Annotated in this window: 23 protein-coding genes; 18 read left to right on the top strand and 5 right to left on the bottom strand. The window is 63.8% G+C overall.

Translation table 11 applies throughout. The annotated features are described in order from the left end of the window. Window positions 1–96: 96 nt before the first annotated feature. The 11 genes from oscA to VJS90_RS17830 all read left to right on the top strand — a co-directional run bounded on the left by oscA (window position 97) and on the right by VJS90_RS17830 (window position 9,316). On the top strand, window positions 97–279 hold the full coding sequence (gene oscA / locus VJS90_RS17880) for a sulfur starvation response protein OscA (protein ID WP_016489716.1): 183 nt from the start codon (window positions 97–99) through the stop codon (window positions 277–279). Between the two features lie 47 nt (window positions 280–326). Beyond that, window positions 327–1,334: a sulfate ABC transporter substrate-binding protein gene (locus tag VJS90_RS17875; protein ID WP_324122972.1), complete on the top strand. Its 1,008-nt coding sequence runs from the start codon at window positions 327–329 to the stop codon at window positions 1,332–1,334. A gap of 90 nt (window positions 1,335–1,424) precedes the next feature. Then, a complete protein-coding gene (gene cysT / locus VJS90_RS17870; protein ID WP_324122971.1) occupies window positions 1,425–2,243 on the top strand; it encodes a sulfate ABC transporter permease subunit CysT in 819 nt (272 codons plus the stop codon). Window positions 2,244–2,256: 13 nt separating this feature from the next. After that, window positions 2,257–3,129: a sulfate ABC transporter permease subunit CysW gene (gene cysW / locus VJS90_RS17865; RefSeq protein WP_324122970.1), complete on the top strand. Its 873-nt coding sequence runs from the start codon at window positions 2,257–2,259 to the stop codon at window positions 3,127–3,129. 2 nt (window positions 3,130–3,131) lie between these two features. Then, entirely contained in the window at window positions 3,132–4,121 is a 990-nt protein-coding gene (locus VJS90_RS17860; RefSeq protein WP_324122969.1) for a sulfate ABC transporter ATP-binding protein, read from the top strand. Between the two features lie 298 nt (window positions 4,122–4,419). After that, a complete protein-coding gene (locus VJS90_RS17855; RefSeq protein WP_324122968.1) occupies window positions 4,420–5,232 on the top strand; it encodes an energy transducer TonB in 813 nt (270 codons plus the stop codon). Window positions 5,233–5,268: 36 nt separating this feature from the next. Further along, window positions 5,269–5,991: a MotA/TolQ/ExbB proton channel family protein gene (locus VJS90_RS17850; RefSeq protein WP_324122967.1), complete on the top strand. Its 723-nt coding sequence runs from the start codon at window positions 5,269–5,271 to the stop codon at window positions 5,989–5,991. A gap of 1 nt (window position 5,992) precedes the next feature. Beyond that, entirely contained in the window at window positions 5,993–6,394 is a 402-nt protein-coding gene (locus VJS90_RS17845) for a biopolymer transporter ExbD (RefSeq protein WP_324122966.1), read from the top strand. A 357-nt stretch (window positions 6,395–6,751) separates the two neighbouring features. Further along, window positions 6,752–7,333, top strand: a complete 582-nt coding sequence (locus VJS90_RS17840) for an alpha/beta hydrolase (protein ID WP_324122965.1) — start codon at window positions 6,752–6,754, stop codon at window positions 7,331–7,333. Window positions 7,334–7,400: 67 nt separating this feature from the next. Continuing rightward, the gene (locus VJS90_RS17835) at window positions 7,401–8,348 is read left to right on the top strand and encodes a sigma 54-interacting transcriptional regulator (protein ID WP_324122964.1); all 948 of its coding nucleotides are present in this window, start codon (window positions 7,401–7,403) and stop codon (window positions 8,346–8,348) included. A 182-nt stretch (window positions 8,349–8,530) separates the two neighbouring features. Continuing rightward, window positions 8,531–9,316: a MetQ/NlpA family ABC transporter substrate-binding protein gene (locus VJS90_RS17830; RefSeq protein ID WP_324122963.1), complete on the top strand. Its 786-nt coding sequence runs from the start codon at window positions 8,531–8,533 to the stop codon at window positions 9,314–9,316. Between the two features lie 117 nt (window positions 9,317–9,433). Here the strand turns inward: VJS90_RS17830 and VJS90_RS17825 are convergent, their stop codons facing one another. Then, complete coding sequence (locus tag VJS90_RS17825; RefSeq protein ID WP_324122962.1) at window positions 9,434–11,791, bottom strand: penicillin acylase family protein; 2,358 nt, start codon at window positions 11,789–11,791, stop codon at window positions 9,434–9,436. A 171-nt stretch (window positions 11,792–11,962) separates the two neighbouring features. Here VJS90_RS17825 and VJS90_RS17820 point away from each other — a divergent pair, with 171 nt between their 5' ends. Continuing rightward, the gene (locus VJS90_RS17820; protein WP_324122961.1) at window positions 11,963–12,883 is read left to right on the top strand and encodes an alpha/beta hydrolase; all 921 of its coding nucleotides are present in this window, start codon (window positions 11,963–11,965) and stop codon (window positions 12,881–12,883) included. Here VJS90_RS17820 and VJS90_RS17815 read toward each other — a convergent pair whose 3' ends face one another. Then, window positions 12,884–13,636, bottom strand: a complete 753-nt coding sequence (locus VJS90_RS17815; protein ID WP_324122960.1) for a hypothetical protein — start codon at window positions 13,634–13,636, stop codon at window positions 12,884–12,886. A gap of 114 nt (window positions 13,637–13,750) precedes the next feature. On the opposite strand from VJS90_RS17815, the gene VJS90_RS17810 reads away from it, so the two are divergent. Then, window positions 13,751–14,383, top strand: a complete 633-nt coding sequence (locus VJS90_RS17810; protein ID WP_324122959.1) for a 2OG-Fe(II) oxygenase — start codon at window positions 13,751–13,753, stop codon at window positions 14,381–14,383. Further along, a complete protein-coding gene (locus tag VJS90_RS17805; protein ID WP_324122958.1) occupies window positions 14,370–14,864 on the top strand; it encodes a DUF523 domain-containing protein in 495 nt (164 codons plus the stop codon). Before VJS90_RS17810 ends, VJS90_RS17805 begins: the two co-directional genes overlap by 14 nt. A 9-nt stretch (window positions 14,865–14,873) precedes the next feature. Here the strand turns inward: VJS90_RS17805 and VJS90_RS17800 are convergent, their stop codons facing one another. Next, entirely contained in the window at window positions 14,874–15,377 is a 504-nt protein-coding gene (locus VJS90_RS17800; RefSeq protein ID WP_324122957.1) for a transporter substrate-binding domain-containing protein, read from the bottom strand. Window positions 15,378–15,510: 133 nt separating this feature from the next. Next, window positions 15,511–16,740 (bottom strand): phosphoglycerate dehydrogenase, encoded by a 1,230-nt coding sequence (gene serA, locus VJS90_RS17795; RefSeq protein ID WP_324122956.1) that lies wholly within the window; start codon window positions 16,738–16,740, stop codon window positions 15,511–15,513. 171 nt (window positions 16,741–16,911) lie between these two features. Here serA and VJS90_RS17790 point away from each other — a divergent pair, with 171 nt between their 5' ends. The 4 genes from VJS90_RS17790 to VJS90_RS17775 all read left to right on the top strand — a co-directional run bounded on the left by VJS90_RS17790 (window position 16,912) and on the right by VJS90_RS17775 (window position 21,104). After that, complete coding sequence (locus tag VJS90_RS17790) at window positions 16,912–18,309, top strand: FAD-binding oxidoreductase (RefSeq protein WP_324122955.1); 1,398 nt, start codon at window positions 16,912–16,914, stop codon at window positions 18,307–18,309. 30 nt (window positions 18,310–18,339) lie between these two features. Continuing rightward, window positions 18,340–19,005 carry a fumarylacetoacetate hydrolase family protein gene (locus VJS90_RS17785; protein ID WP_324122954.1) on the top strand — a complete coding sequence of 222 codons (666 nt, stop codon included), beginning with the start codon at window positions 18,340–18,342 and terminating at the stop codon, window positions 19,003–19,005. A 168-nt stretch (window positions 19,006–19,173) separates the two neighbouring features. Beyond that, window positions 19,174–20,100: an SdiA-regulated domain-containing protein gene (locus VJS90_RS17780; RefSeq protein WP_324122953.1), complete on the top strand. Its 927-nt coding sequence runs from the start codon at window positions 19,174–19,176 to the stop codon at window positions 20,098–20,100. 92 nt (window positions 20,101–20,192) lie between these two features. Beyond that, complete coding sequence (locus VJS90_RS17775) at window positions 20,193–21,104, top strand: SdiA-regulated domain-containing protein (protein WP_324122952.1); 912 nt, start codon at window positions 20,193–20,195, stop codon at window positions 21,102–21,104. A 51-nt stretch (window positions 21,105–21,155) separates the two neighbouring features. Here the strand turns inward: VJS90_RS17775 and rpiA are convergent, their stop codons facing one another. Then, window positions 21,156–21,827 carry a ribose-5-phosphate isomerase RpiA gene (gene rpiA / locus VJS90_RS17770; RefSeq protein WP_324122951.1) on the bottom strand — a complete coding sequence of 224 codons (672 nt, stop codon included), beginning with the start codon at window positions 21,825–21,827 and terminating at the stop codon, window positions 21,156–21,158. Window positions 21,828–21,966 lie beyond the last annotated feature (139 nt).

The raw sequence follows: 21,966 nt of genomic DNA, 5'->3' as shown, positions 1-21,966 counted from the left end.
TTTTAAGAATATCCGCGCATCACTACTATGGCTCTCACGCCAGGCGCTATCCCCTCACCTACTCTGCCCGGCACCCTTACTCACAGGAGAACGAGCATGAGTGCATCTCTGCGTAGCATCGACGGTCAGGACGAAGCCACCATTCTGCGCGAAATCCAGAGCGCACTCCGCGACCTGCGCTTCGGCGCGGTGGAAATCACCGTGCATAACGCCCAGGTCGTGCAGATCGAACGCAAGGAGAAGTTCCGCCTGCAACAACCTGGCAACAAGTCCGGCTGAGACTGCATCACTTCCAACTAGAAAAAATGCCAATCGGGAGCTTCACCATGTCCATCCGCCGTTATGCGCTCGCCGCCCTGGCCAGCGCCGTTTTTGCCGGTTCCGCCATCGCCAAGGACTACGAACTGCTGAACGTGTCCTACGACCCGACCCGTGAGCTGTACCAGCAGTACAACGCCGAGTTCATCAAGCACTGGCAGGCGACTCACCCGGACGACAAGGTGAAGATCCAGCAGTCGCACGGCGGCTCGGGCAAGCAAGGACGTGCGGTGATCGACGGCCTGCGCGCCGACGTGGTGACCCTGGCCTTGGCCGGCGATATCGACGAGATCGCCAAGCTGGGCAAGACGCTGCCCGACAACTGGCAGACCCGCCTGCCGGACGCCAGCACCCCGTACACCTCGACCATCGTGTTCCTGGTGCGCAAGGGCAACCCGAAAGGCATCAAGGACTGGGGCGATCTGATCAAGAAAGACGTGTCGGTGATCACGCCAAACCCGAAAACCTCCGGCGGCGCCCGCTGGAACTTCCTCGCCGCCTGGGCCTATGGCCTGAAGGCCGGCGGCAGCGAAGCCAAGGCTCAGGAATACGTGCAGGAGCTGTTCAAGCACGTGCCGGTGCTGGACACCGGCGCGCGTGGCTCGACCATCACCTTCGTCAACAACGGCCAGGGCGACGTGCTGCTGGCGTGGGAAAACGAAGCCTTCCTGGCGCTGAAGGAAGATGGCGGCAACGACAAGTTCGATATCGTCGTCCCTTCGCTATCGATCCTGGCCGAGCCGCCAGTGGCCGTGGTCGACAAGAATGCCGAGAAAAAGGGCAACACCGCGATCGCCACCGAATACTTGAAACATCTGTACAGCCCGGCCGGTCAGAAAATTGCCGCAGAAAACTTCTACCGTCCACGTGACGAGAAGGTCGCCGCCGAGTTCGGCAAGCAGTTCCCGAAACTGGACCTGGTGACCATCGACAAGGACTTCGGCGGCTGGAAGACGGCCCAGCCGAAATTCTTCAACGACGGCGGCGTGTTCGACCAGATCTACACGGCGCAGTGAGCGGGTGCCCCCCAGGGCTTAACACTCTTTAGTAGCCAGCATGGGCCCGGGACTTGATCCCGGGCCTCATGCGTTCAACCAGGGACCTCTATGTCACGTCGTATCTCCCCTGTCATACCCGGCTTCGGGCTGACACTGGGCTACACCTTGGTGTACCTCAGCCTGATCGTGCTGATTCCACTGGCCGCCATGTTCGTGCATGCCGCCCAGCTGACCTGGGATCAGTTCTGGCACATCATCAGCGCCCCCCGGGTGATCGCCGCGCTCAAGCTGAGCTTCGGCACCGCGCTGTTCGCCGCCATCATCAACGGCGTGATCGGCACGCTGCTGGCCTGGGTACTGGTGCGCTACACCTTTCCTGGCCGCAAGATCATCGATGCGATGATCGACCTGCCGTTCGCGCTTCCCACCGCCGTGGCCGGTATCGCACTGACCGCGCTGTACGCGCCGGGCGGCTGGGTAGGGCAGTTCGCCACCGACCTGGGCTTCAAGATCGCCTACACCCCGCTGGGCATCACCCTGGCGCTGACCTTCGTCACCTTGCCGTTCGTGGTGCGTACGGTGCAGCCGGTGCTGGCCGATATCCCGCGCGAGGTCGAGGAGGCGGCCGCCTGCCTGGGCGCCAAGCCCCTGCAGGTGTTCCGCCATGTGCTGGCGCCGGCGCTGCTGCCGGCCTGGCTGACGGGCTTTGCCCTGGCCTTCGCCCGTGGCGTGGGCGAGTACGGTTCGGTGATCTTCATCGCCGGCAACATGCCGATGAAGACCGAGATTTTGCCGCTGCTGATCATGGTCAAGCTCGACCAGTACGACTACACCGGCGCCACGGCCATCGGCGTGCTGATGCTGGTGGTTTCCTTCATCCTGCTGCTGCTGATCAACCTGTTGCAGCGGCGCATCGAAACCCCTTGAAGGAGGCCTGAGAATGTCTACGTCAACTCTGGGCGTGGCCGCTTCGGCCAACGCCGCCCGCCGTGGCAGCGCCACCTCGCGCCGTGTGCTGATCGTTTCGGCCTGGCTGGTGTTCGGGCTGTTCCTGTTGTTGCCCCTGGTCATCGTGGTGTCCCAGGCCCTGAAAATGGGCTTCGGGACCTTCTTCGAGGCGATCTTCGAAGACGATGCGCTGTCGGCCCTGAAACTCACCCTGCTCGCCGTGGCCATCTCGGTGCCGTTGAACCTGGTGTTCGGCGTCAGCGCGGCCTGGTGCGTGAGCAAGTACGATTTTCGCGGCAAGAGCATCCTGGTGACGCTGATCGACCTGCCGTTCTCGGTATCGCCGGTGATCGCAGGCCTGGTCTACGTGCTGATGTTCGGTGCGCAGGGCTTTTTCGGCCCGTGGCTGCAGGACCACGATATCCAGATCGTGTTCGCCTTGCCGGGCATCGTGCTGGCGACCATCTTCGTCACCGTGCCGTTCGTGGCGCGTGAGCTGATCCCGCTGATGCAAGAGCAAGGTACCCAGGAAGAAGAGGCCGCGCGCCTGCTGGGCGCCAATGGCTGGCAGATGTTCTGGCACGTGACCGTTCCCAACATCAAGTGGGGCCTGATCTACGGCGTGGTGCTGTGTACCGCGCGGGCGATGGGCGAGTTCGGCGCGGTGTCGGTGGTGTCGGGGCATATCCGCGGCGTCACCAACACCTTGCCACTGCACGTCGAGATCCTCTACAACGAGTACAACCATGTCGCGGCCTTCAGCGTTGCCAGCTTGCTGCTGATCCTGGCGCTGTTCATCCTGCTGCTCAAGCAGTGGAGCGAATCCCGCATTAACCGCCTGCGCCACAGCGCAGCGGAGGAATAATCATGTCGATCGAAGTTCGTAACGTCAGCAAGCGCTTCAACACCTTCCAGGCCCTGAACACCATCAACCTGGATATCCACAGCGGCGAGCTGGTGGCCCTGCTGGGCCCATCGGGCTGCGGCAAGACCACCTTGCTGCGCATCATCGCGGGCCTTGAGACTCCCGATCAGGGCAGCATCGTGTTCCATGGCGAGGACGTGTCCGGGCATGACGTGCGTGATCGCAATGTCGGGTTCGTGTTCCAGCACTACGCCCTGTTCCGCCACATGAGCGTGTTTGACAACGTCGCCTTCGGCCTGCGCATGAAGCCCAAGGGCGAACGCCCGAGCGAGAGCAAGATCGCCGAGAAGGTCCATGAGCTGTTGAACATGGTCCAGCTCGACTGGTTGTCCGACCGTTATCCCGAGCAGCTGTCCGGCGGCCAGCGCCAGCGTATCGCCCTGGCCCGCGCCCTGGCGGTCGAGCCGAAGGTATTGCTGCTCGACGAACCGTTCGGCGCGCTGGATGCCAAGGTGCGCAAGGAGCTGCGCCGCTGGCTGGCACGGCTGCATGAGGACATCAACCTGACGTCGGTGTTCGTGACCCATGACCAGGAAGAGGCCATGGAAGTCGCCGACCGTATCGTGGTGATGAACAAGGGCGTGATCGAGCAGATCGGCTCGCCAGGCGAGGTGTACGAGAAGCCGGCCAACGACTTCGTGTACCACTTCCTGGGTGATTCCAACCGCCTGCACCTGAGCGAGGGCAACCACGTGCTGTTCCGCCCGCACGAGGTGTCGCTGTCGCGGCATGAAGTGGAGGGCCATCACGCGGCGCAGGTACGTGATATCCGGCCGCTGGGGGCGACCACGCGGGTGACGCTGAAGGTGGAAGGGCAGAGCGAGCTGATCGAGGCCGAGGTGGTGAAGGACCATGACAGCCTGACCGGACTGGCGCGAGGTGAGACATTGTTCTTCAAGCCGAAGGTGTGGCAAAAGGTCGGCGACCTCTAAGCAGACAATCCCGGGCCAGTCCCGGGATTTTTTTTACCTGCTGGCGGGGTCTTGGGACGAATGCATGCCTTGCGCGAATATTTTCGATGCCGCGCGAGCATTGCGTTATCCGCATAGCGCTGCAGACCTTGAATAGCAAGGCCTGGACACAATCAGCAAAATCTTATATTCCCAAAAAAGCTAACAACAAAAAGAAACATTACTTTCAGAGATAAGCGTCTGACACCGATGATTCAGCCATGCGAAGGGCGTTGAACCGCCCACCATGACCTGCATCACGACCCCCAGGAGTTGATCAATGGGTAATGTCCAGACGGCCGTCAAGGCCTACGACCAGCCATGGCGCCCGGCGCCGGGTGGCGATCTGGTCGACCTTGGCCGCACGTTACGTCTGCCGTTGGCGCAGCTGCGCCTGCAGCGCACACCCCTGAGCGGCCTGCGCCGTCGCGACAAGGTGGTGCTCGGGCTGCTGGTGCTGGCCTTGCATGGCGCGGTGGCCTATTGGGTCAGCCAGTCGCCGACGCCGCCGCTGCCAGTGGTCCCGCCAGAAATCCCGCCGATGACCATCGAGTTTGCCGCGCCCGCGCCACCACCGCCGGAACCGCCGCCGCCAGCACCGGCACCGCCGGTGGTCGAGCCGCCACCGCCGCCGCCTCCGGTGGTCGATGAACTGGCCGCCAAGCCTGCGCCCAAGCCTGTGCCGAAACCCAAGCCCAAGCCAGTGCCCAAGCCGGTCGCCAAACCCGTGCCGCAGCCCAAGCCGGTCGAGGCGCCACCGCCGCCACCGGTAGCAGCCCCGGCGCCGCCCGCGCCACCTGCGTCTGCCCCGGTGACCCCGGCGTCGGCCAATGCGGCCTATCTGAAGAACCCGGCCCCGGACTACCCGCAGCTGGCCCAGCGCCGGGGTTGGGAAGGCACCGTCCAGCTTCGCGTGCAGGTACTGCCCAGCGGCAAGCCGGGCAAGATCGAGATCCAGAAGAGCAGTGGCCGCACCGCGCTCGACGATGCCGCCTTGGCTGCCGTCAAGCGGTGGAGCTTTGTTCCGGCCAAGCAGGGTGATGTCGCCCAGATGGGTTGGGTCAGCGTACCTATCGATTTCAAGCTTCGTTAATTCGTGACAAACGACCGAACATAGAGAGTATTCATCATGAGCTTACTGGCATCCCCACTTGAATCCGTAGAAAGCGCAGTCATCTGGCTGTTGATCGGTTTTTCCGTTGTCACCTGGGCGCTGGCCCTGGTCAAGGTCGTCCAGTTCGTGCGGCTCAAGAACCAGGACAAGCGCTTCCACCAGCAGTTCTGGGCCGCTTCGAGCCTGGACTCGGCCGCCGAGGTCAGTCACCAGCAACCCGGTCCCGCGGCACGCGTCGCCCAGTCCGGCTACGCTGCCATCGCCGTCGGCGAGCCTGGACATGCCGCTGACCTGGCCCATGCGATCAACCACCAGGACCGCCTGGAGCGCGCGTTGCGCCAGCAGATCGTACGAGAACGCCGCTCACTGGAAACCGGCCTCGCCGTGGTCGCCAGTATCGGCAGCACCTCGCCCTTCATCGGCCTGTTCGGGACGGTCTGGGGCATCATGGAAGCGCTCAAGGGCATCAGCGCGGCAGGCTCGGCGAGCCTTGAAACCGTGGCAGGCCCGATTGGTGCCGCGCTGGTCGCCACCGGCGTGGGTATCGCCGTCGCGGTGCCTGCGGTGCTGGTCTACAACTACTTCCTGCGCCGCCTCAAGCTGACCGCCGCCGACCTTGATGATTTCGCCCACGATTTCTACAGCCTGGCGCAGAAGAGTGCCTTCCGCGTACTGGTCCACCCTGCGGTGAACAAGGCCCAGGCCGGTTTCACCCAGCCTGTGAAAGAGGCGTCCTGACATGGCCTTCTCGACCCAGGACAACGACGAAGTCCTCAGTGAAATCAACGTCACGCCCCTGGTGGACGTCATGCTCGTGCTGCTGGTGGTGTTCATCGTCACCGCGCCTCTGCTGACCAACGCGATTCCGATCAACCTGCCCAAGACCGAGGCCGTGGCCCCGGTCGAGCAGAAGGACCCGCTGGTGGTGAGCATTGACGGCGAAGGCAAGCTGTTCATCAACAAGGACGAGATCCAGCCTGACCTGCTGGAAACCAACCTGCAGGCCGCCAAGGCCAAGGATGCCGAGCTGCGCGTGCAACTGCAGGCCGACGACGGCGTGAATTACGGCGAAGTGGCGCGCGCCATGGCGGCCATTGAACGGGCCGGGATCACCAAGCTGGCGGTGATCACGGCGCGTTGAGCATCAGTTCTCAGGCAAGTGCTTAGGGCCATTTCTCCTTGGCAGGGGGATGGCCCTTTTTTTTTTCGAGCTCGATTACGTTCAAAGTATGTGTGTGGGAGCGGCCTTGTGTCGGGCCGCCGAACCGCGCGATCGAGCGCGTAGCGGTCGCAATCCAGCCACCGCAATTAATCTGACACACCTTGGTGGCAGGATTTACGACCGCTACGCGGCCGATCGCAGCACAAGGCAGCTCCTACAGGGGATCCGTGTGTAATGTGAAAATGGTTATTAATAAATAGCTTCTTATTCCTTTACGAATATAACCCGCTCCCTATACTTGTTCCCAAGCACGCAGACCTCAAAGGAGGCGTCCCCATGCGCAATGAGTCCATTCGTTACCTGATTGTGCCGGGTTGGCAAGGATCGCCAGACAATCATTGGCAGAGTCACTGGCAGCGCAGCCTGCCTAACAGCGCTCGGGTCGAGCAGCTCGACTGGGTCACGCCCCAGCGACGCGACTGGGTGCGGGCACTCGAGCAGGCGATCGCCGCCGAGCCGTCGCCGGTGATTCTGATCGCGCACAGCCTGGGCTGCATCACGGTCGCTCACTGGGCGGCGCAGGCCAGCCAGGCGTTGCTACACCAGGTACGCGGCGCGCTGCTGGTGGCCCCTGCGGATGTAGAGCGGCCGGCCTGCGCGCCGGCGCTGCGCAATTTCGCGCCGATTCCCGAACAGGCCTTGCCGTTCCCAAGCCAGGTGGTCAGCTCCGACAACGATCCGGCCGTCAGCGTGCCGCGCGCGATGCACCTGGCCCGTGTCTGGGGCGCGGAGGCTGGCGTGCTGGGCCGCGCGGGGCATATCAACATCAAGTCTGGCCACGAGCGCTGGGAGCAGGGCTTCGCGTACCTGTTCCGCCTCCAGGGACGGATAGAGCAGCGGTCGCTGCGCCGCGCTTGAGCCGGCCACCGATCCGCATCACTGGATAGAACGCCCGGCCCCGCGTGGTACGGGGCGGGAGTATGTCATGAGCTTTCACAGCACCTTCGGCCAGCCCTTGCTGACTTTCCCTGAACTGGACAAGAGCCCGCTGAGCATCCGTGCCAAGGCCCTGGTGTTCGTCGACCCGCGCTCGCAGCAACTGCGCCAGGCGCTCGAACAGCTGGCGCCGCAACCCTTGCCAGTGCTCATCCGGGGTGAGACCGGGACCGGCAAGGAGTTGCTGGCCCGGCAGATCCACCGCGCCAGTGACCGAGGCGGGCTGTTTGTCTCGGTCAACTGCGCCGCCATCAGCCCGACCTACGCCGACGCCGAGCTGTTCGGCTACAGTGCCGGCGCCCACAGCGGCACGGCCAGCAGCCGGGCCGGCTGGTTCGGTTCAGCCAACGGCGGAACGCTCTACCTGGACGAGATCGCCGACTTGCCCCAGGCAATCCAGGTGAAGTTGCTGGCCGCGCTGGAAAACCGTGAGGTGACCCGCGTCGGCGCCTCGCATCCGCAAGCGGTGGATGTGCGCCTGGTGGCGGCCTCGAGCATCGACCTTGCCCAGGCCGTGCGTGCCGGGCGTTTCAACGAGCGGCTGTACCTTTACCTGCGTGAAGGTGAGCTTGAGTTGCCAGCGCTGCGCGAGCGGGTGGGCGATATCCTGCCCCTGGCCGAGTATTTCGTCGGCATCTACAGCCCACGGCTGGATCGCCCGGTGCCGCTGATCAGTGACGCGGCGCAGCTGGCGCTGGAAGCCCACAGCTGGCCGGGCAACACCCGTGAGCTGGAAAACGTCATCCATTTTGCGCTGTTGGTGAGTGAAGGCGAGCAGGTGCTGCCAGAGCACCTCAACCTGCCAGACGCCGATCCGCTGGTTAGCCTTGCCACACGGCTGCAGCAACTGGGTCAAGGGCGTCATCCCCAGTCGCGCACGGCCCTGCGTGAGGTGCTGGAAAATGCCTTGGCAGGGCTGGATAAATCGGCGCGCTAGAGCCTTCGGGCAGGGCTCATAAGCAAATCACGCGGTGCATAGCTCTTTTTGGAATAAACAGCTAAATAAAAGATATTTTTAAGGTATATAAAATACCGGTATCTTCCGCGCTACGCCCGCCGCAACGCCGGCTGGCACCGACTTCGCCGTCATCCGATGGCCCAGCTTTCAAAAGGATTACCATGAAAAAGGCTCTGTTGTTGACTGCCCTGGCCGCCGCGCTGTCGGTTGCAGGTTTCGCCCAGGCGGCTGAAAAGCTTGTCGTCGCCGCTACTCCGGTTCCGCACGCCGAGATCCTCGAGCTGGTCAAGCCAACCCTGGCCAAAGAAGGTATCGACCTGGAGATCAAGGTTTTCACCGACTACGTGCAGCCTAACGTGCAGGTCGACCAGAAGCGCCTGGACGCCAACTACTTCCAGACCCTGCCGTACCTGACCAGCTTCAACGAAGGCAAGGGCACTCACCTGGAAACCGTCATCGGCGTCCACGTGGAGCCGTTTGGTGGCTATTCGAAGAAGGTCAAGAGCCTGGACGAGCTGAAGGACGGCGCCACCGTCGCCATTCCTAACGAAGGCAGCAACAGCGGCCGCGCCCTGATCCTTCTGCAGAAGGCTGGCCTGATCACCCTGAAGGATCCGAAGAACGCCCTGGCCACGCCAAAAGACATCGCCGAGAACCCCAAGCACCTCAAGTTCCGCGAACTGGAATCGGCCATGCTGGCACGCGTGCTGGACCAGGTCGACCTGGACATGATCAACACCAACTACGCGCTTGAAGCGGGCCTGAACCCGGCCAAGGACGCGCTGGTGATCGAAGGCAGCGACTCGCCTTACGTCAACTTCCTGGTTGCCCGTCCGGACAACAAGAACAGCGAAGCCATCCAGAAACTCGCCAAGGCGCTGACCAGCCCAGAGGTGAAAGCCTTCATCGAGAAGAAGTACAGCGGCGCGGTGCTGCCGGCGTTCTGATGTAGCTTTTGTGTTCATGAAAAAGCCGGCGCCCATGCGCCGGCTTTTTCATGCTTGCGCGATCCATCCTTGGCGCCCACTGCAGCAGGAAGTCGCTGACCGAGACCCGGTGAGACGTTACCCTGCCGGTACCAGTTGCAAGCGCGTGCCGGCTCCCGTTTGTGTCTTATGGTACCTGCCTTCCACGTAGTCACGCGCCTGATCCCCATAGTGCTCGTCGAACAGTACGCCGCTCTGCCCGACGGGGTTGATGGTCAGCGCCTGCGAGACCTCGGCGAAGTCGATCAACCGGCGTGTCGAAGGGCCGTAGGTGACCGGCCAGGGCGCCGGGCCGATCTTCGCCGACAGGTTGTTGGGCACTTCATGGCTGCCCGGGGCGGCGAAGGGACCGACGTTGAACAGCAGGTTCAGGGGCTTCTGCATGCCCAGCGGGTGGTTGTGGGTCAGGGTATGGGCTTTGCCCCATTGCCACGCCGCCGGGTCGTCGCCGAAGGTGTCGCGCAGGTGGGCCAGGCTGCGTTGCCAGGCCTGGCGCACCACCTGGGTACGGTCGCCGTGCTCGGCGCTGCCTTGCCGGTTCCACCAGGGTGAGGCGGCGTCGGCCGCCAGGCGGGGCAGGGCAGCATCGATGGCGCGGGTGCTGATCAGCACGCCAAACCAGGTGTCCCCCAGCTCATCGTGCAGGGCGCTGTAGGCCAGGTCATACAGGAACTGGTTGAACAGCGTGGCGCTGGTCGAGTCCAAGGGGTAGTCGCCACGCCAGGTGGCAAGCTGTTCGACCAGCTGTTTTTCCTGATCGCCCTGGGCGATGGTGCGCAGGGTACCGAGCAAAGGGGCCAGGGTGCGCGGTCCATAGTCGGTGCTCGTATCCAGTTGCAGCGCCTGGCTGTTGCGCACGTCCCAGCGGATGTCGGGACTGGCCAGCTGGCGGTCGAGCTGGCGTCCCCGGTCGGGAAGGTTGTAGTAGCCCGGCACGGGGATGGCCGCGGACGGCTGGAAGTTGGCCGAGACGATGTACCCGCTGGCGGGATTCTCCTGCTGCGGGTTGGCGCTGAAGGGATGAAAACCGGCCTTGTGTGGCTGCCCGCTGGCGCCATCGAGGATAAACGCCGGGTTGACCCCGGCAGGACGCACCGGCAGTTGCGCCGCCGCCCACCAGCCGATGTCGCCTGCGGCGTTGGCCCAGACCAGGTTGAGCCCCGGCGCCTGGATCTTCGCCGCCGCCGCGCGCATCCTGGCCAGGGTGTTGGCACGGTTGACCTGGTAAAAGCCGTCCAGGATCGGATTCTCGGTTTCCAGGAACGCCCACCACAGGGCGACAGGCGTTGGGCCGGCGGTCTCGCCGATCACCGGATTGACGATCGGGCCGTGGGGCGAGCGGCGCAGGGTTATGGTGACTGGCGCCTCACCCTTGACCGCGATCTGCTGCTCCTCGCGCTCCAGCTTCCGCCACTGACCATCGACCCATACCTGCTCGGGATTGTCGGGGTTGACGCGTTCTGCGATCAGGTCGACGTCGTCGTTCTGGAACATCGTCAGGCTCCAGCCGAAGTCGCGGTTGTGCCCCAGCGATGCAAAGGGGTTGAGTGCCTGGTGGTAGCCGTACAGGTTGAAGCCCGGTGCCGTCAGTTCGGCCTCGTACCACACGGCGGGCACGGCGAAGCCGATGTGCGGGTCGCCCGCGAGCAAAGGCTTGCCGCTGCGGGTGCGGTTGCCGGACACCGCCCAGGCGTTGCTGCCTTCGAACTGCGCCACGCCGGCGTCGCCCAGGGCTTGATGGCTTAGCCGCGCCAGCTGTTCCAGCCCGCGCCAGTCGGCGTCTGCCAGGACAATCGGCTGCAACGCGCCGTCTGGTTGCCAGTCCAGATCGAAGACAGACAGGTATTGAGGCCCTAGCTGGTCCCGAATGAACGTCAGCGCAGGCTCGGTCCGAAAGGCGGCGGCGAAGCTGTAGGCCAGGTAGCCGGCGACGCTCAGGGTGTCCTGGGCGGTGAACGGGCGCGCGGTGATGCCCAGCAGGTCGAATTCCATGGGCTTGGGATGGCTCGCCTGCCAGGCGTTGATGCCCTCGAGGTAGGCCTGCAGGGCCAGCCAGGCAGGCGACTGCTTGTCCTGGCGCTCGACCATGCGCTGGGCCTGTTCACGGATGCGCAGGCTGCGAAACAGCGTGTCGGTGGGCAGCAGCTTGCTGCCCAGCACCTCGGCCAGCTCGCCCTGGGCCAGGCGCCGGACGATTTCCATCTGGAACAGCCGGTCCTGGGCATGCACATAGCCAAGTGCGCGGTACAGGTCAGGCTCGTTGCGCGCGTCGATATGCGGCACCCCACGCGTGTCGAAACGCACGCTCACCGGCGCCTGCAGGCCGGCGACCCGCACCTCGCCCTCACGCTGCGGCAGCTTGCCATGGACATACCAGTAGCCGCCGCCAGCGGCCGCGGTAGCGACCAGGGCCATGAAGATCAGGCTGCGTCTCATCGGGACTCCTTGTGCATTCGAGCTCGAACCATGGTTTGCAGGATATTCGCCCGTCAGCCAGTATGCGCAAAATCCTTAGGGGGAACTGTGGTGTGCATTGGCGCGCCTGCCAGCTTGCCATGGCGGCGCTCACAGCTGAAAATTTACGCTCGAGCAACCCGGATCCTACCCATGCCTGCGTCTTTCCACCCCGACCTGCTGCGCGCCAGCCTTGCTCCGCTGGCGGCGCGCCAGCCGTTGTCGATCCAGGCGCTGAACTACCAGCGCTATTACAACCTGCCGGGTGATAGCTGGCTGGGCGGCCTGCGGATCGACGGCTTCGACCTGGCCGGGCAGGTGTGGCTGCCCGAGGCGCCGGTGGCAACGCTGTTTCTGCTGCATGGTTTCTACGACCACATGGGACTCTACCGCCATGTGATCGAATGGGCGCTGGGCCAGGGCTTCGCGGTCATCGCCTGCGATTTGCCAGGGCATGGCCTGTCCAGCGGCGAGCGGGCCAGCATCGATGATTTCTTCGTCTATCAGCACATGCTGCAGGCGCTGTTCGAGCAAGCACGGCTGCTTGACTTGCCACGGCCCTGGCACCTGTGCGGGCAGAGCACAGGCGGGGCGATCGTGGTCGATCACCTGCTGCATGAAGGCGACCGCAGCCCGGTGGATGGCCAGGCGATCCTGCTGGCGCCGCTGGTACGCCCACGCGCCTGGCACTGGTCGAAACTGAGCTATCGAATGCTGCGTCATTTCGTCAGCGGCATCGACCGCCGGTTCACCGAGAACAGCAACGATCCGCAGTTCCTGCCGTTTCTCCAGGCCGATCCGCTGCAGCCACGTCGATTGCCGACGGCCTGGGTCGGGGCGCTGGTGAACTGGGTGAGGCGGATCGAGTCGGCGCCCTGCAGCCTGCGCCAGCCCTTGATCGTGCAAGGCGAGGCGGACGGCACGGTGGACTGGCCCTACAACCTCAAGGTGCTGCGGGCCAAGTTCGCCGATCCGCAGATCCTGATGCTGCCCGAGGCACGCCACCACCTGGCCAATGAATTGCCCGGCATTCGTGAGCGCTATTTCTCGTTCATCGACCAGCGCCTGGGCTGATCATTTCAGGTCGGCGGCGTTCTGGCCGACCGCGAGGCCTGCGCGAATCGCGGCCAGGGCGGCTTGGTAGTACGCCTTGCCCTGGGCGGACTCGGCAAAGGTGGCGAAGGCCTCGAGCTCGTCGTCCGAAAGCTCGCGGTAGACATACAGCAGAGTGTTGTTCAGGTCGTTGCCGATCTGCTCCATCAGGCGCTTGCGCTGGCCTTCGAGCATGCCCTGGGCCTGGCCGCCGCCAAACAGGCCCGGGATCATCGAGCTGAGGCTGTCGGCCGCGACCCCTGCGATCGCTAGGCTGACCTCGGCACCCGCTTCGCGGGCCGGCAGGGCCTGCGCCAGGTGGCCGATGGTCAGCAGGCGGTTGTCACTCGCGGCAATCCTGGGCAGGCCGTCGGCATGCCTGGCCAGCTGGTCGCGCTGGGTGGCCAGCAATTCGGCAGCGACCACCTTGCGGCCCAGCGGCGACTGGAAAAAGCCCAGCGCCGGCTGCGGGTCCTTGAGGTTGGCGCGCAGCTGCGCCTGGGCACGACGGTCCATTGCCTGCGCCTGGAAGCGCTGGTTGCTGTTGGTGACCAGCGCCTGGTAGACCGCAGGCGGCAGGCTGTTGCGATAGCGCTGCTGGGCGGCGCTGACGGCATCGATGAAGTGGGCGCGCTGGTCGGGCCAGCCGGCGGCCTTGTAGAGTTGATCAAGGCTGTCTGCCCAGACAGGCATGGTGCAGCACAGCATCAACAGCAAGCAAAACGAACGGCGCATTCAAGACTCCTGTCGGCAGGCAGCCATTGTCCGTAACAGGGCCTGCCTTTGTCGAGATACCATTGCACACTCTCGGCCAAGTGGCGCTGTCGGTTTATGTGGCGGATGGATACTATGCGCCCCATGCACATCTCTCCTGATCACCCCTCGCTGTTGCGTATCGTCGATGACCTGGCCACCCATGGCTGGTCGCAGCACGACCTGTTCCTGCCCCAGGCCCTGAGCCTGGCGCTCGCGGCCGAATGCCTGCAGCGCGCCGCCGAGGGCGAGCTGGCGCCGGCCAGTGTCGGGCGCGGTGCTGCCCAGGAGGTGGTCGAGCGTATCCGCGGTGATCATATCCAGTGGATCGAGCCCGGCCAGGCCGAGGTCTGCGACCGCTATCTGGAGGTCATGGAGAGCCTGCGCCAGGCGCTCAACCGCGGGCTGTTCCTGGGGCTCGAGGACTTCGAGTGCCATTTCGCGATGTACCCCCCGGGCGCCTTCTATCGCCAGCACCTGGACCGCTTCCGCGACGATGACCGGCGCATGGTCTCGGCGATCATCTACCTGAACGAAGGCTGGCGGCCCGACGATGGTGGCCAGCTGCGCATGAGCCTGGCCAGTGGCGTGGTGCACGATGTGCAGCCCTGCGCGGGTTGCCTGGTGGTGTTCCTGTCTGGCGAGGTCCCCCACGAAGTGCTGCCGGCACAGCGTGATCGTCTGTCGTTGACCGGCTGGTTCCGGCGCCGTGGCAATGAACCCTTCTGAGCAGTCGAAAGTCCTGGTCAGCGCCTGCCTGCTGGGGCAACGGGTGCGCTATGACGGGCGTGACAGCGGGCATCCCGACCTGCTGAGACGCTGGCAGGCCGAAGGCCGGGTAGTGCCGCTGTGCCCGGAGGTCGCTGGCGGCCTGCCGACGCCACGCCCTCCCGCCGAGATACCGGGCGGGCAGGGCGGGCCGGTGCTCGACGGTGAAGCGCAGGTGCTGACGGTACTCGGCGAGGACGTCAGCGAGGCCTTCCTGAAAGGCGCGCACCAGGCCCTGGCGCTGGTGCGTCGGCATGGCATTCGCGTCGCCGTGCTCAAGTCCGGCAGCCCGTCGTGCGGCAATCTCCTGACCTATGACGGCAGCTTCAGCGGTACCAAGGTGCCGGGCGAAGGCGTGACCGCGGCCTTGCTGCGCCGCGAGGGGGTCAAGGTATTCAGCGAACTGCAGCTCGTCCAGGCGCAGGCGTGTCTCGAGGCCTGACGGGCCAGGCTACGGTTGCGCGGGCGCGTTGTCCTGTTTCTCCAGCCACTTCTGTTGCAGGGCCGTCAGGCGGCCATCGTCCTTGATACGTTGCAGGGCATTGTCCACGGCGCTGCGAAACGCAGGGTTGCCCTTCTGGAACGGGATCACCAGCGACGGCTTGCCGTCTTCGGGGGTCTGGTAGGGCTGGCTCACATCCACGCGGCCATCGAGTTGCTCGGTGGCGTTCACCTGGTCCAGGGCGATGTCGTACTTGCCGCTCTCGACGCCCGGTACAACCTCATCGGCAGGTGTCTCGATGAATTCCGCTCGCACATCCAGCTCGTCGGCCAGTACCTGTCCCAACTCGATCGCAAAGCCGGTCAGCCGGTCGTTTTCCTTGAAACTGAAGGGCGGCGTGTCGGCCTGCACCGCGATGCGCAGCTCTCCACGGTCGTTCACTTCGTCGATCAGCTCTGCCTGGGCCCAGGGGCTGGCGATCAGGGCGAGGAGGAGGAGTAGGGTGGAACGCATGAAGGTACCTTTTTCTTCTTGGGGTGGATTCCGAACGCAGCCTCTGACCCCGGCTCCATAACAATGTTTAGCTGAAGACGAAAAAAAAGGGAGGCCCGTACGGGCCTCCCTTTTTTTCATGCTGCAACCAGAATCAGAACAGCACGCGGGACCGGATGGTGCCCTTGACCTGTTGCAGCTTCTCTTGCGCCAGGTCCGAGTAGTCGGCGTCGACGTCGATAACGACATAGCCCACTTTCTCGTTGGTCTGCAGGAACTGGCCCGAGATGTTGATGCCGTTCTCGGCGAAGACCTTGTTGATCTCGCTCAGCACGCCCGGAATGTTCTCGTGGATGTGCAGCAGGCGGTGCTTGCCCGGGTGCGCCGGCAGGGCCACCTCGGGGAAGTTGACCGACGACACCGAGGTGCCGTTGTCGCTGTACTTGACCAGCTTCTCGGCCACTTCCAGGCCGATGTTGGCCTGGGCTTCGGCAGTGGAACCCCCGATGTGCGGGGTCAGGATGACGTTGTCCAGGCCACGCAGCGGGCTTTCGAACTCTTCATCGTTGGAACGCGGCTCGACCGGGAACACGTCGATGGCGGCGCCGATCAGGTGCTTGTCCTTGATGGCGTCGGCCAGATGGTCGAGCTCGACCACGGTGCCGCGGGCGGCGTTGATCAGGATGCCGCCCTTTTTCATGGCGCGGATTTCCTTCTCGCCGATCATCCACTGGGTGGACGGCAGCTCAGGCACGTGCAGCGAGACGATGTCGGCCATGCCCAGCAGCTCGTGCAGGTCGCCTACCTGGGTGGCGTTGCCCAGCGGCAGCTTGGTGATGGTGTCGTAGAAGAACACCTGCATCCCTAAGCCTTCGGCCAGTACCGACAGCTGGGTACCGATCGAGCCGTAGCCGACGATGCCCAGCTTCTTGCCACGGATCTCGAAGGAGTTGGCCGCGCTCTTGATCCAGCCGCCACGGTGGCAGGAGGCGTTTTTCTCGGGGATGCCACGCAGCAGCAGGATGGCCTGGGCCAGGACCAGCTCGGCCACCGAACGGGTGTTGGAGTACGGGGCGTTGAACACGGCGATGCCGCGCTCACGGGCCGCATCCAGGTCGACCTGGTTGGTACCGATGCAGAAACAGCCGACGGCCACCAGTTTCTTGGCGCAGTCGAAGATCTCTTCGGTCAGTTGGGTGCGCGAACGGATCCCGATGAAATGGGCATCGGCGATCTTTTCCTTCAGCTGGGCTTCCGGCACGGAACCTGTGAGGTACTCGATGTTGGTGTACCCGGCAGCCTTGAGGGTATCCACCGCGTTCTGGTGGACGCCTTCGAGAAGAAGGAACCTGATCTTGCTCTTGTCGAGAGAAGTCTTGCTCATCTGCGTAAACCTGTGTCCCGGAGAAAAAATGGCAGGGAAGTGAAGCAGCGCGGCATCGGCCTGCGGCTCGAATAGCGGGGTCGCTATGCTAGCATAGGCGTCTCCTGATGCGCCTGATCCGACAGGTGAAGTCTGCTCAGGGTGACTATGAATCATTCGAGAGTTCAAGCGATGACCCATACCGCGGTACTTGATGAGCTGATGACCCTGGTCGACCCTGGCAAGGTCCTTACCGATGCCGCTTCGCTTGAAGCCTACGGCAAGGACTGGACCAAGCATTTTCCGCCGGCCCCGCTGGCGATCGTGTTTCCCAAGAGCACCGAGCAGGTGCAGGCCGTCGTCCGCTGGGCCAATGCCCACGGCGTGGCGCTGGTGCCGTCAGGCGGGCGTACCGGGCTGTCAGCCGGCGCCGTTGCCGCCAATGGCGAAGTGGTCGTGTCCTTCGACTACCTGAACAGGATTCTTGATTTCAACGCCTCCGACCGCACCGTGGCCTGCCAGCCAGGGGTCGTGACCCGGCAGTTGCAGCAGTTCGCCGAGGAGCAGGGCTTGTACTACCCGGTCGACTTCGCGTCCTCGGGTTCCAGCCAGATTGGCGGCAATATCGGCACCAATGCCGGCGGCATCAAGGTAATCCGCTACGGCATGACCCGCAACTGGGTCGCCGGGCTCAAGGTCGTGACCGGCAAGGGCGACCTGCTCGAGCTGAACAAGGACCTGATCAAGAACGCCACCGGCTACGACCTGCGCCAGCTGTTCATCGGCGCCGAAGGCACTCTGGGCTTCGTGGTCGAGGCCACCATGCGGCTTGACCGTGCGCCGCGCAATCTCACGGCGATGGTGCTGGGCACGCCTGATTTCGACTCGATCATGCCGGTGCTGCATGCGTTTCAGGGCAAGCTCGACCTGACGGCGTTCGAGTTCTTTTCCGACAAGGCGCTGGCCAAGGTCGTGGGTCGTGGCGACGTGCCGGCGCCGTTCGATACCCCTTGCCCTTTCTATGCCTTGCTGGAATTCGAAGCCAGCAGCGAGGAGGTCGCGAGCGACGCGCTGGCCACCTTCGAGCACTGCGTCGAGCAAGGCTGGGTGCTCGATGGCGTGATGAGCCAGAGCGAGACACAGCTGCAGAACCTGTGGAAGCTGCGCGAGTACATCTCCGAGACCATCTCGCACTGGACGCCCTATAAAAACGACATTTCGGTGACCGTATCGAAAGTCCCGGCCTTCCTGCGCGACATCGATGAGATCGTCGCCCGGCACTACCCGGACTTCGAGGTGGTCTGGTACGGTCACATCGGCGACGGAAACCTGCACCTGAACATCCTCAAGCCAGAGCAGATGGAGAAGGACCTGTTCTTCGCCACCTGCGCGAAGGTCAACAAGTGGGTGTTCGAGATCGTCGAGCGCTACAACGGCTCGATTTCCGCGGAACACGGCGTGGGCATGACCAAGCGCGATTACCTGGCATACAGCCGTTCGCCCGCCGAAATCGCCTACATGAAAGCCATCAAGCAGGTGTTCGACCCCAACGGGATCATGAACCCAGGAAAGATCTTCGCCCCCGAATAAAAACAGTTTTCACAGCGCCAGGAGTCGGCAATGAGCTATCAGCACCAGTATGTAGACGGCACGCGTATTCACTTTCCCGTGGGGAAGGTGGTGTGCATCGGGCGCAACTATGCCGAGCACGCGAAGGAACTGAACAACCCGATCCCCAGCGAGCCGTTGCTGTTCATCAAGCCGGGCAGTTGCGTGGTGCCGCTCGAGGGCGGCTTCACCATCCCGACCGATCGCGGCCTGGTGCACTACGAAGCGGAAATCGCCGTGTTGCTGGGCAAGCCGTTGTCACAGCACCCCACCGAAGAAGAAGTCATCGATGCGATCTCCGGCTTTGCCCCGGCGCTGGACCTGACCCTGCGCGACGTGCAGGCCGGCCTGCGGGAAAAGGGCCTGCCATGGGAGCTGGCCAAGTGCTTTGACGGCGCCTGCGTACTGCCGCCTTTCATCGCCGCTGGCACCTTCGAGGACGTCACCGACATCGGCATCCGCCTGACCATCAATGGTGAAGTGCGCCAGGATGGCAACAGCGCGCTGATGCTCAATCCGATCGTGCCGATCATCCAGCACATGGCCACGCATTTCTCCCTGCAGCCGGGCGATGTGATCCTGACCGGCACCCCCGCCGGCGTCGGCCCGCTGAATCCGGGCGACGAGCTCGTGCTGGAGCTGCCAGGCGCCAGCCGTTTCGAAAGCAAGGTTTTCTGACCTGACGAGGGATGACAGCCATTCGGCTGTCATCCCTTTCGCTACCTTCTGACGATTTTTGTCACTTTTTTCACAAAGCACCCGGATAATGCTCTGGCTGTTTTCTCGTGCCCATGCCGGCGCAGTTCGCTGAAAAGACCGGCAAGAACTCTCAGGAACACCCTTATCATGGCTTTTCCCCCCAGTGCATCCACGCCCGCCGCGCCCAAGCGCCGGCGCTTTCGTCGCTGGCCGCTGTGGCTGACGGCTGCTGCGGTAATCGGCTACGGCGTGGCGATCGCCATGCATTGGGATGACCGCGGGCTGCTGTGGATCCAGGAGGGCTTCGAGAGCCCGGTGACGCAGAAGGAAAGCATCTGGCTGCCGGATTATCACGTCGACATCGACGCCAAGGTGCTGCCTGGCATGGAGGACGACGAGGCCTCGGACCTGGCCTACAGCCCGCGCACGCGCACGCTGTTCGCCGTCATGGGCAAAAACCCCTTCCTGGTCGAGCTGACCCTGGACGGCGAGGTGCTACGCAAGATCCCGCTGGTTGGCTGGAGCAATCCCGAGGGCGTGGCCGTGCTTGAGGACGGCCAGCTGGTGATCGTCGATGAACGCCGTCACGACATGACCCTGGTCAAGGTTGATTCCCACACCACCACGCTCAATCGCGCCGACTACAAGCCCTTTGACCTGGGCGAGTCGGTGGAGAAGAACAAGGGCTTCGAGGCCGCGGCCTGGGACCCGGCACGCCAGCGCATCGTGATCGGTGAAGAGCGCCCGCCCAAGCTCTATACCCTGGACAGCGATGGCCGCGGTCCGCTGGTGGGTGAAAAACGTGACCTGCCCAGCACCGAGCTTGACCTGCGCAATCTCTCGGCGCTGAGCGTCGATCCGCGGACCGGGCATCTGCTGGTGCTGTCGGCGGACTCCAACATGCTGCTCGAGCTTGATGAGCAGGGCGAGCAGGTCAGTTTCATGACCTTGCTGGGCGGGTTCAACGGCCTGGGCGATACCTTGCCGCGCGCCGAGGGCGTGGCGATGGACGGGCAAGGCAACCTCTACATGGTCAGCGAGCCGAACCTGTTCTACCGTTTTCGCAAGAACTGACGAAGCCATCAGATTTTTCGCATAGTGGCATTAAGCTTTACTTCAGCGCTTTCGTGGTTAGATTCGTCCCCCTCAACCCCGAGTCCGCCGTTATGCGTCGTGTGTTTCGTCTACCACTGGTCCTGCTCTTCGTTGCCCTGTCGGGCCTGATTCTGGGCGGGGTGGCGGGGCAGGAGTTCCGTCTGTTCGAACGTGCCTGGTTCAATCTCAAGACCTGGTGGCAGCCGGCGCAAAACAGCCTGGCGCTGGACCGCTATCAGGCGGTGATACAGGCGCAGGTGATCGAAGGGCTGGATGACGACGTTTCCGCGCTGACCTACGATCCGGACCGCAAGAGCCTGTTCACCGTCACCAATGCACGCTCCGAACTGATCGAGCTGTCCCTGGACGGGCGCATCCTGCGCCGCGTGCCCTTGACCGGCTTCGGAGATCCCGAGGCAATCGAGTATGTCGCGCCCGATACCTATGTGATCACCGACGAGCGCCAGCAGCGGCTGATCCTCGTGCATTTGCGCGACGACACGGCGGTGGTGGATGCCAAGGATGCGGAGCAGCTTACGCTAGGCATCGGTCTCAACGGCAACAAGGGCTTCGAAGGCCTGGCCTATGATTCAGTGGGCAAGCGCCTGTTCGTGGCCAAGGAGCGGGACCCGATGCTGATCTATGAGGTGCGGGGTTTTCCGCACGGCGACCCGGACCAGCCTTACGCCGTTAACGTGGTGCAGGACGCCAGGCGCGATTCGCGGTTGTTCGTGAGGGATCTGTCGAGCCTGCAGTTCGATGAACGCAGCGGGCACCTGCTGGCGCTGTCGGACGAATCGCGGCTGGTGCTGGAACTGGATGTGAAGGGACGGCCCTTGAGCACCCTGTCGTTGCGTCAGGGGTATCAAGGGCTCGAGCGAACCGTGCCCCAGGCCGAGGGCATTGCCATGGACGAGGCGGGGACGATCTACCTGGTGAGCGAGCCGAACCTGTTCTATGTGTTCAGGAAGCCTGCGGACTGAACTGGGGACTTTCAGGGCCGCGAAGCGGCCCTTTGGCCGGGACCGGCCGACTCAGGCCTTCAGGGTCCTGACGCCTTCCGAGGTCCCCAGCAACAGCAGGTCCGCCGGCCGCGCCGCGAACAGGCCGTTGGTCACCACGCCGACGATGCCGTTGATCTGGCTTTCCAGCCCGACCGGATCGGTGATCTGCAGGTTGTACACGTCCAGGATCACGTTGCCGTTGTCGGTCACCACGCCTTCGCGGTACACCGGATCACCGCCCAGCTTGACCAGCTCGCGGGCCACATGGCTGCGGGCCATCGGGATGACCTCGACCGGCAGCGGGAAAGCGCCCAGCACGGGCACCAGCTTGCTGGCGTCGGCGATGCAGATGAAGGTCTTGGCCACGGCGGCGACGATCTTCTCGCGGGTCAGGGCCGCGCCACCGCCCTTGATCAGGTTCAGGCGCTCGTCGCTTTCATCGGCGCCGTCGACATAGAACTCCAGCTCGCTGACGGTGTTGAGCTCGTACACCGGGATGCCGTGGCCCTTGAGACGGGCCGCGGTGGCCTCGGAGCTGGCGACCGCGCCGTCGAAGGCGGTCTTGTGCTGGGCCAGGGCGTCGATGAAGCAGTTGGCGGTCGAACCGGTGCCCACGCCGACGATGCTCTTGGCATCGAGCTTGGGCAGAATGAAGTCGACAGCGGCCTGGGCGACAGCCTGTTTGAGTTGGTCCTGGGTCATGCGGGCTCCGGAAGGGGCGGGAGTTCTGAAAGCGGCCTAGTATACCGGCAAGTGCCGGTAAAACCTCGGCTTTGCTGTGGTCGCCCGACGTGACGCTGGGGTAGACTCGCAAGCCTCGTCCCGCGGCCCAGTGATGCTT

The organism is Pseudomonas sp., assembly GCF_035277045.1.
In the GTDB taxonomy this organism is placed as follows: domain Bacteria; phylum Pseudomonadota; class Gammaproteobacteria; order Pseudomonadales; family Pseudomonadaceae; genus Aquipseudomonas.
This window is presented reverse-complemented; position numbering and strand designations above follow the sequence as displayed.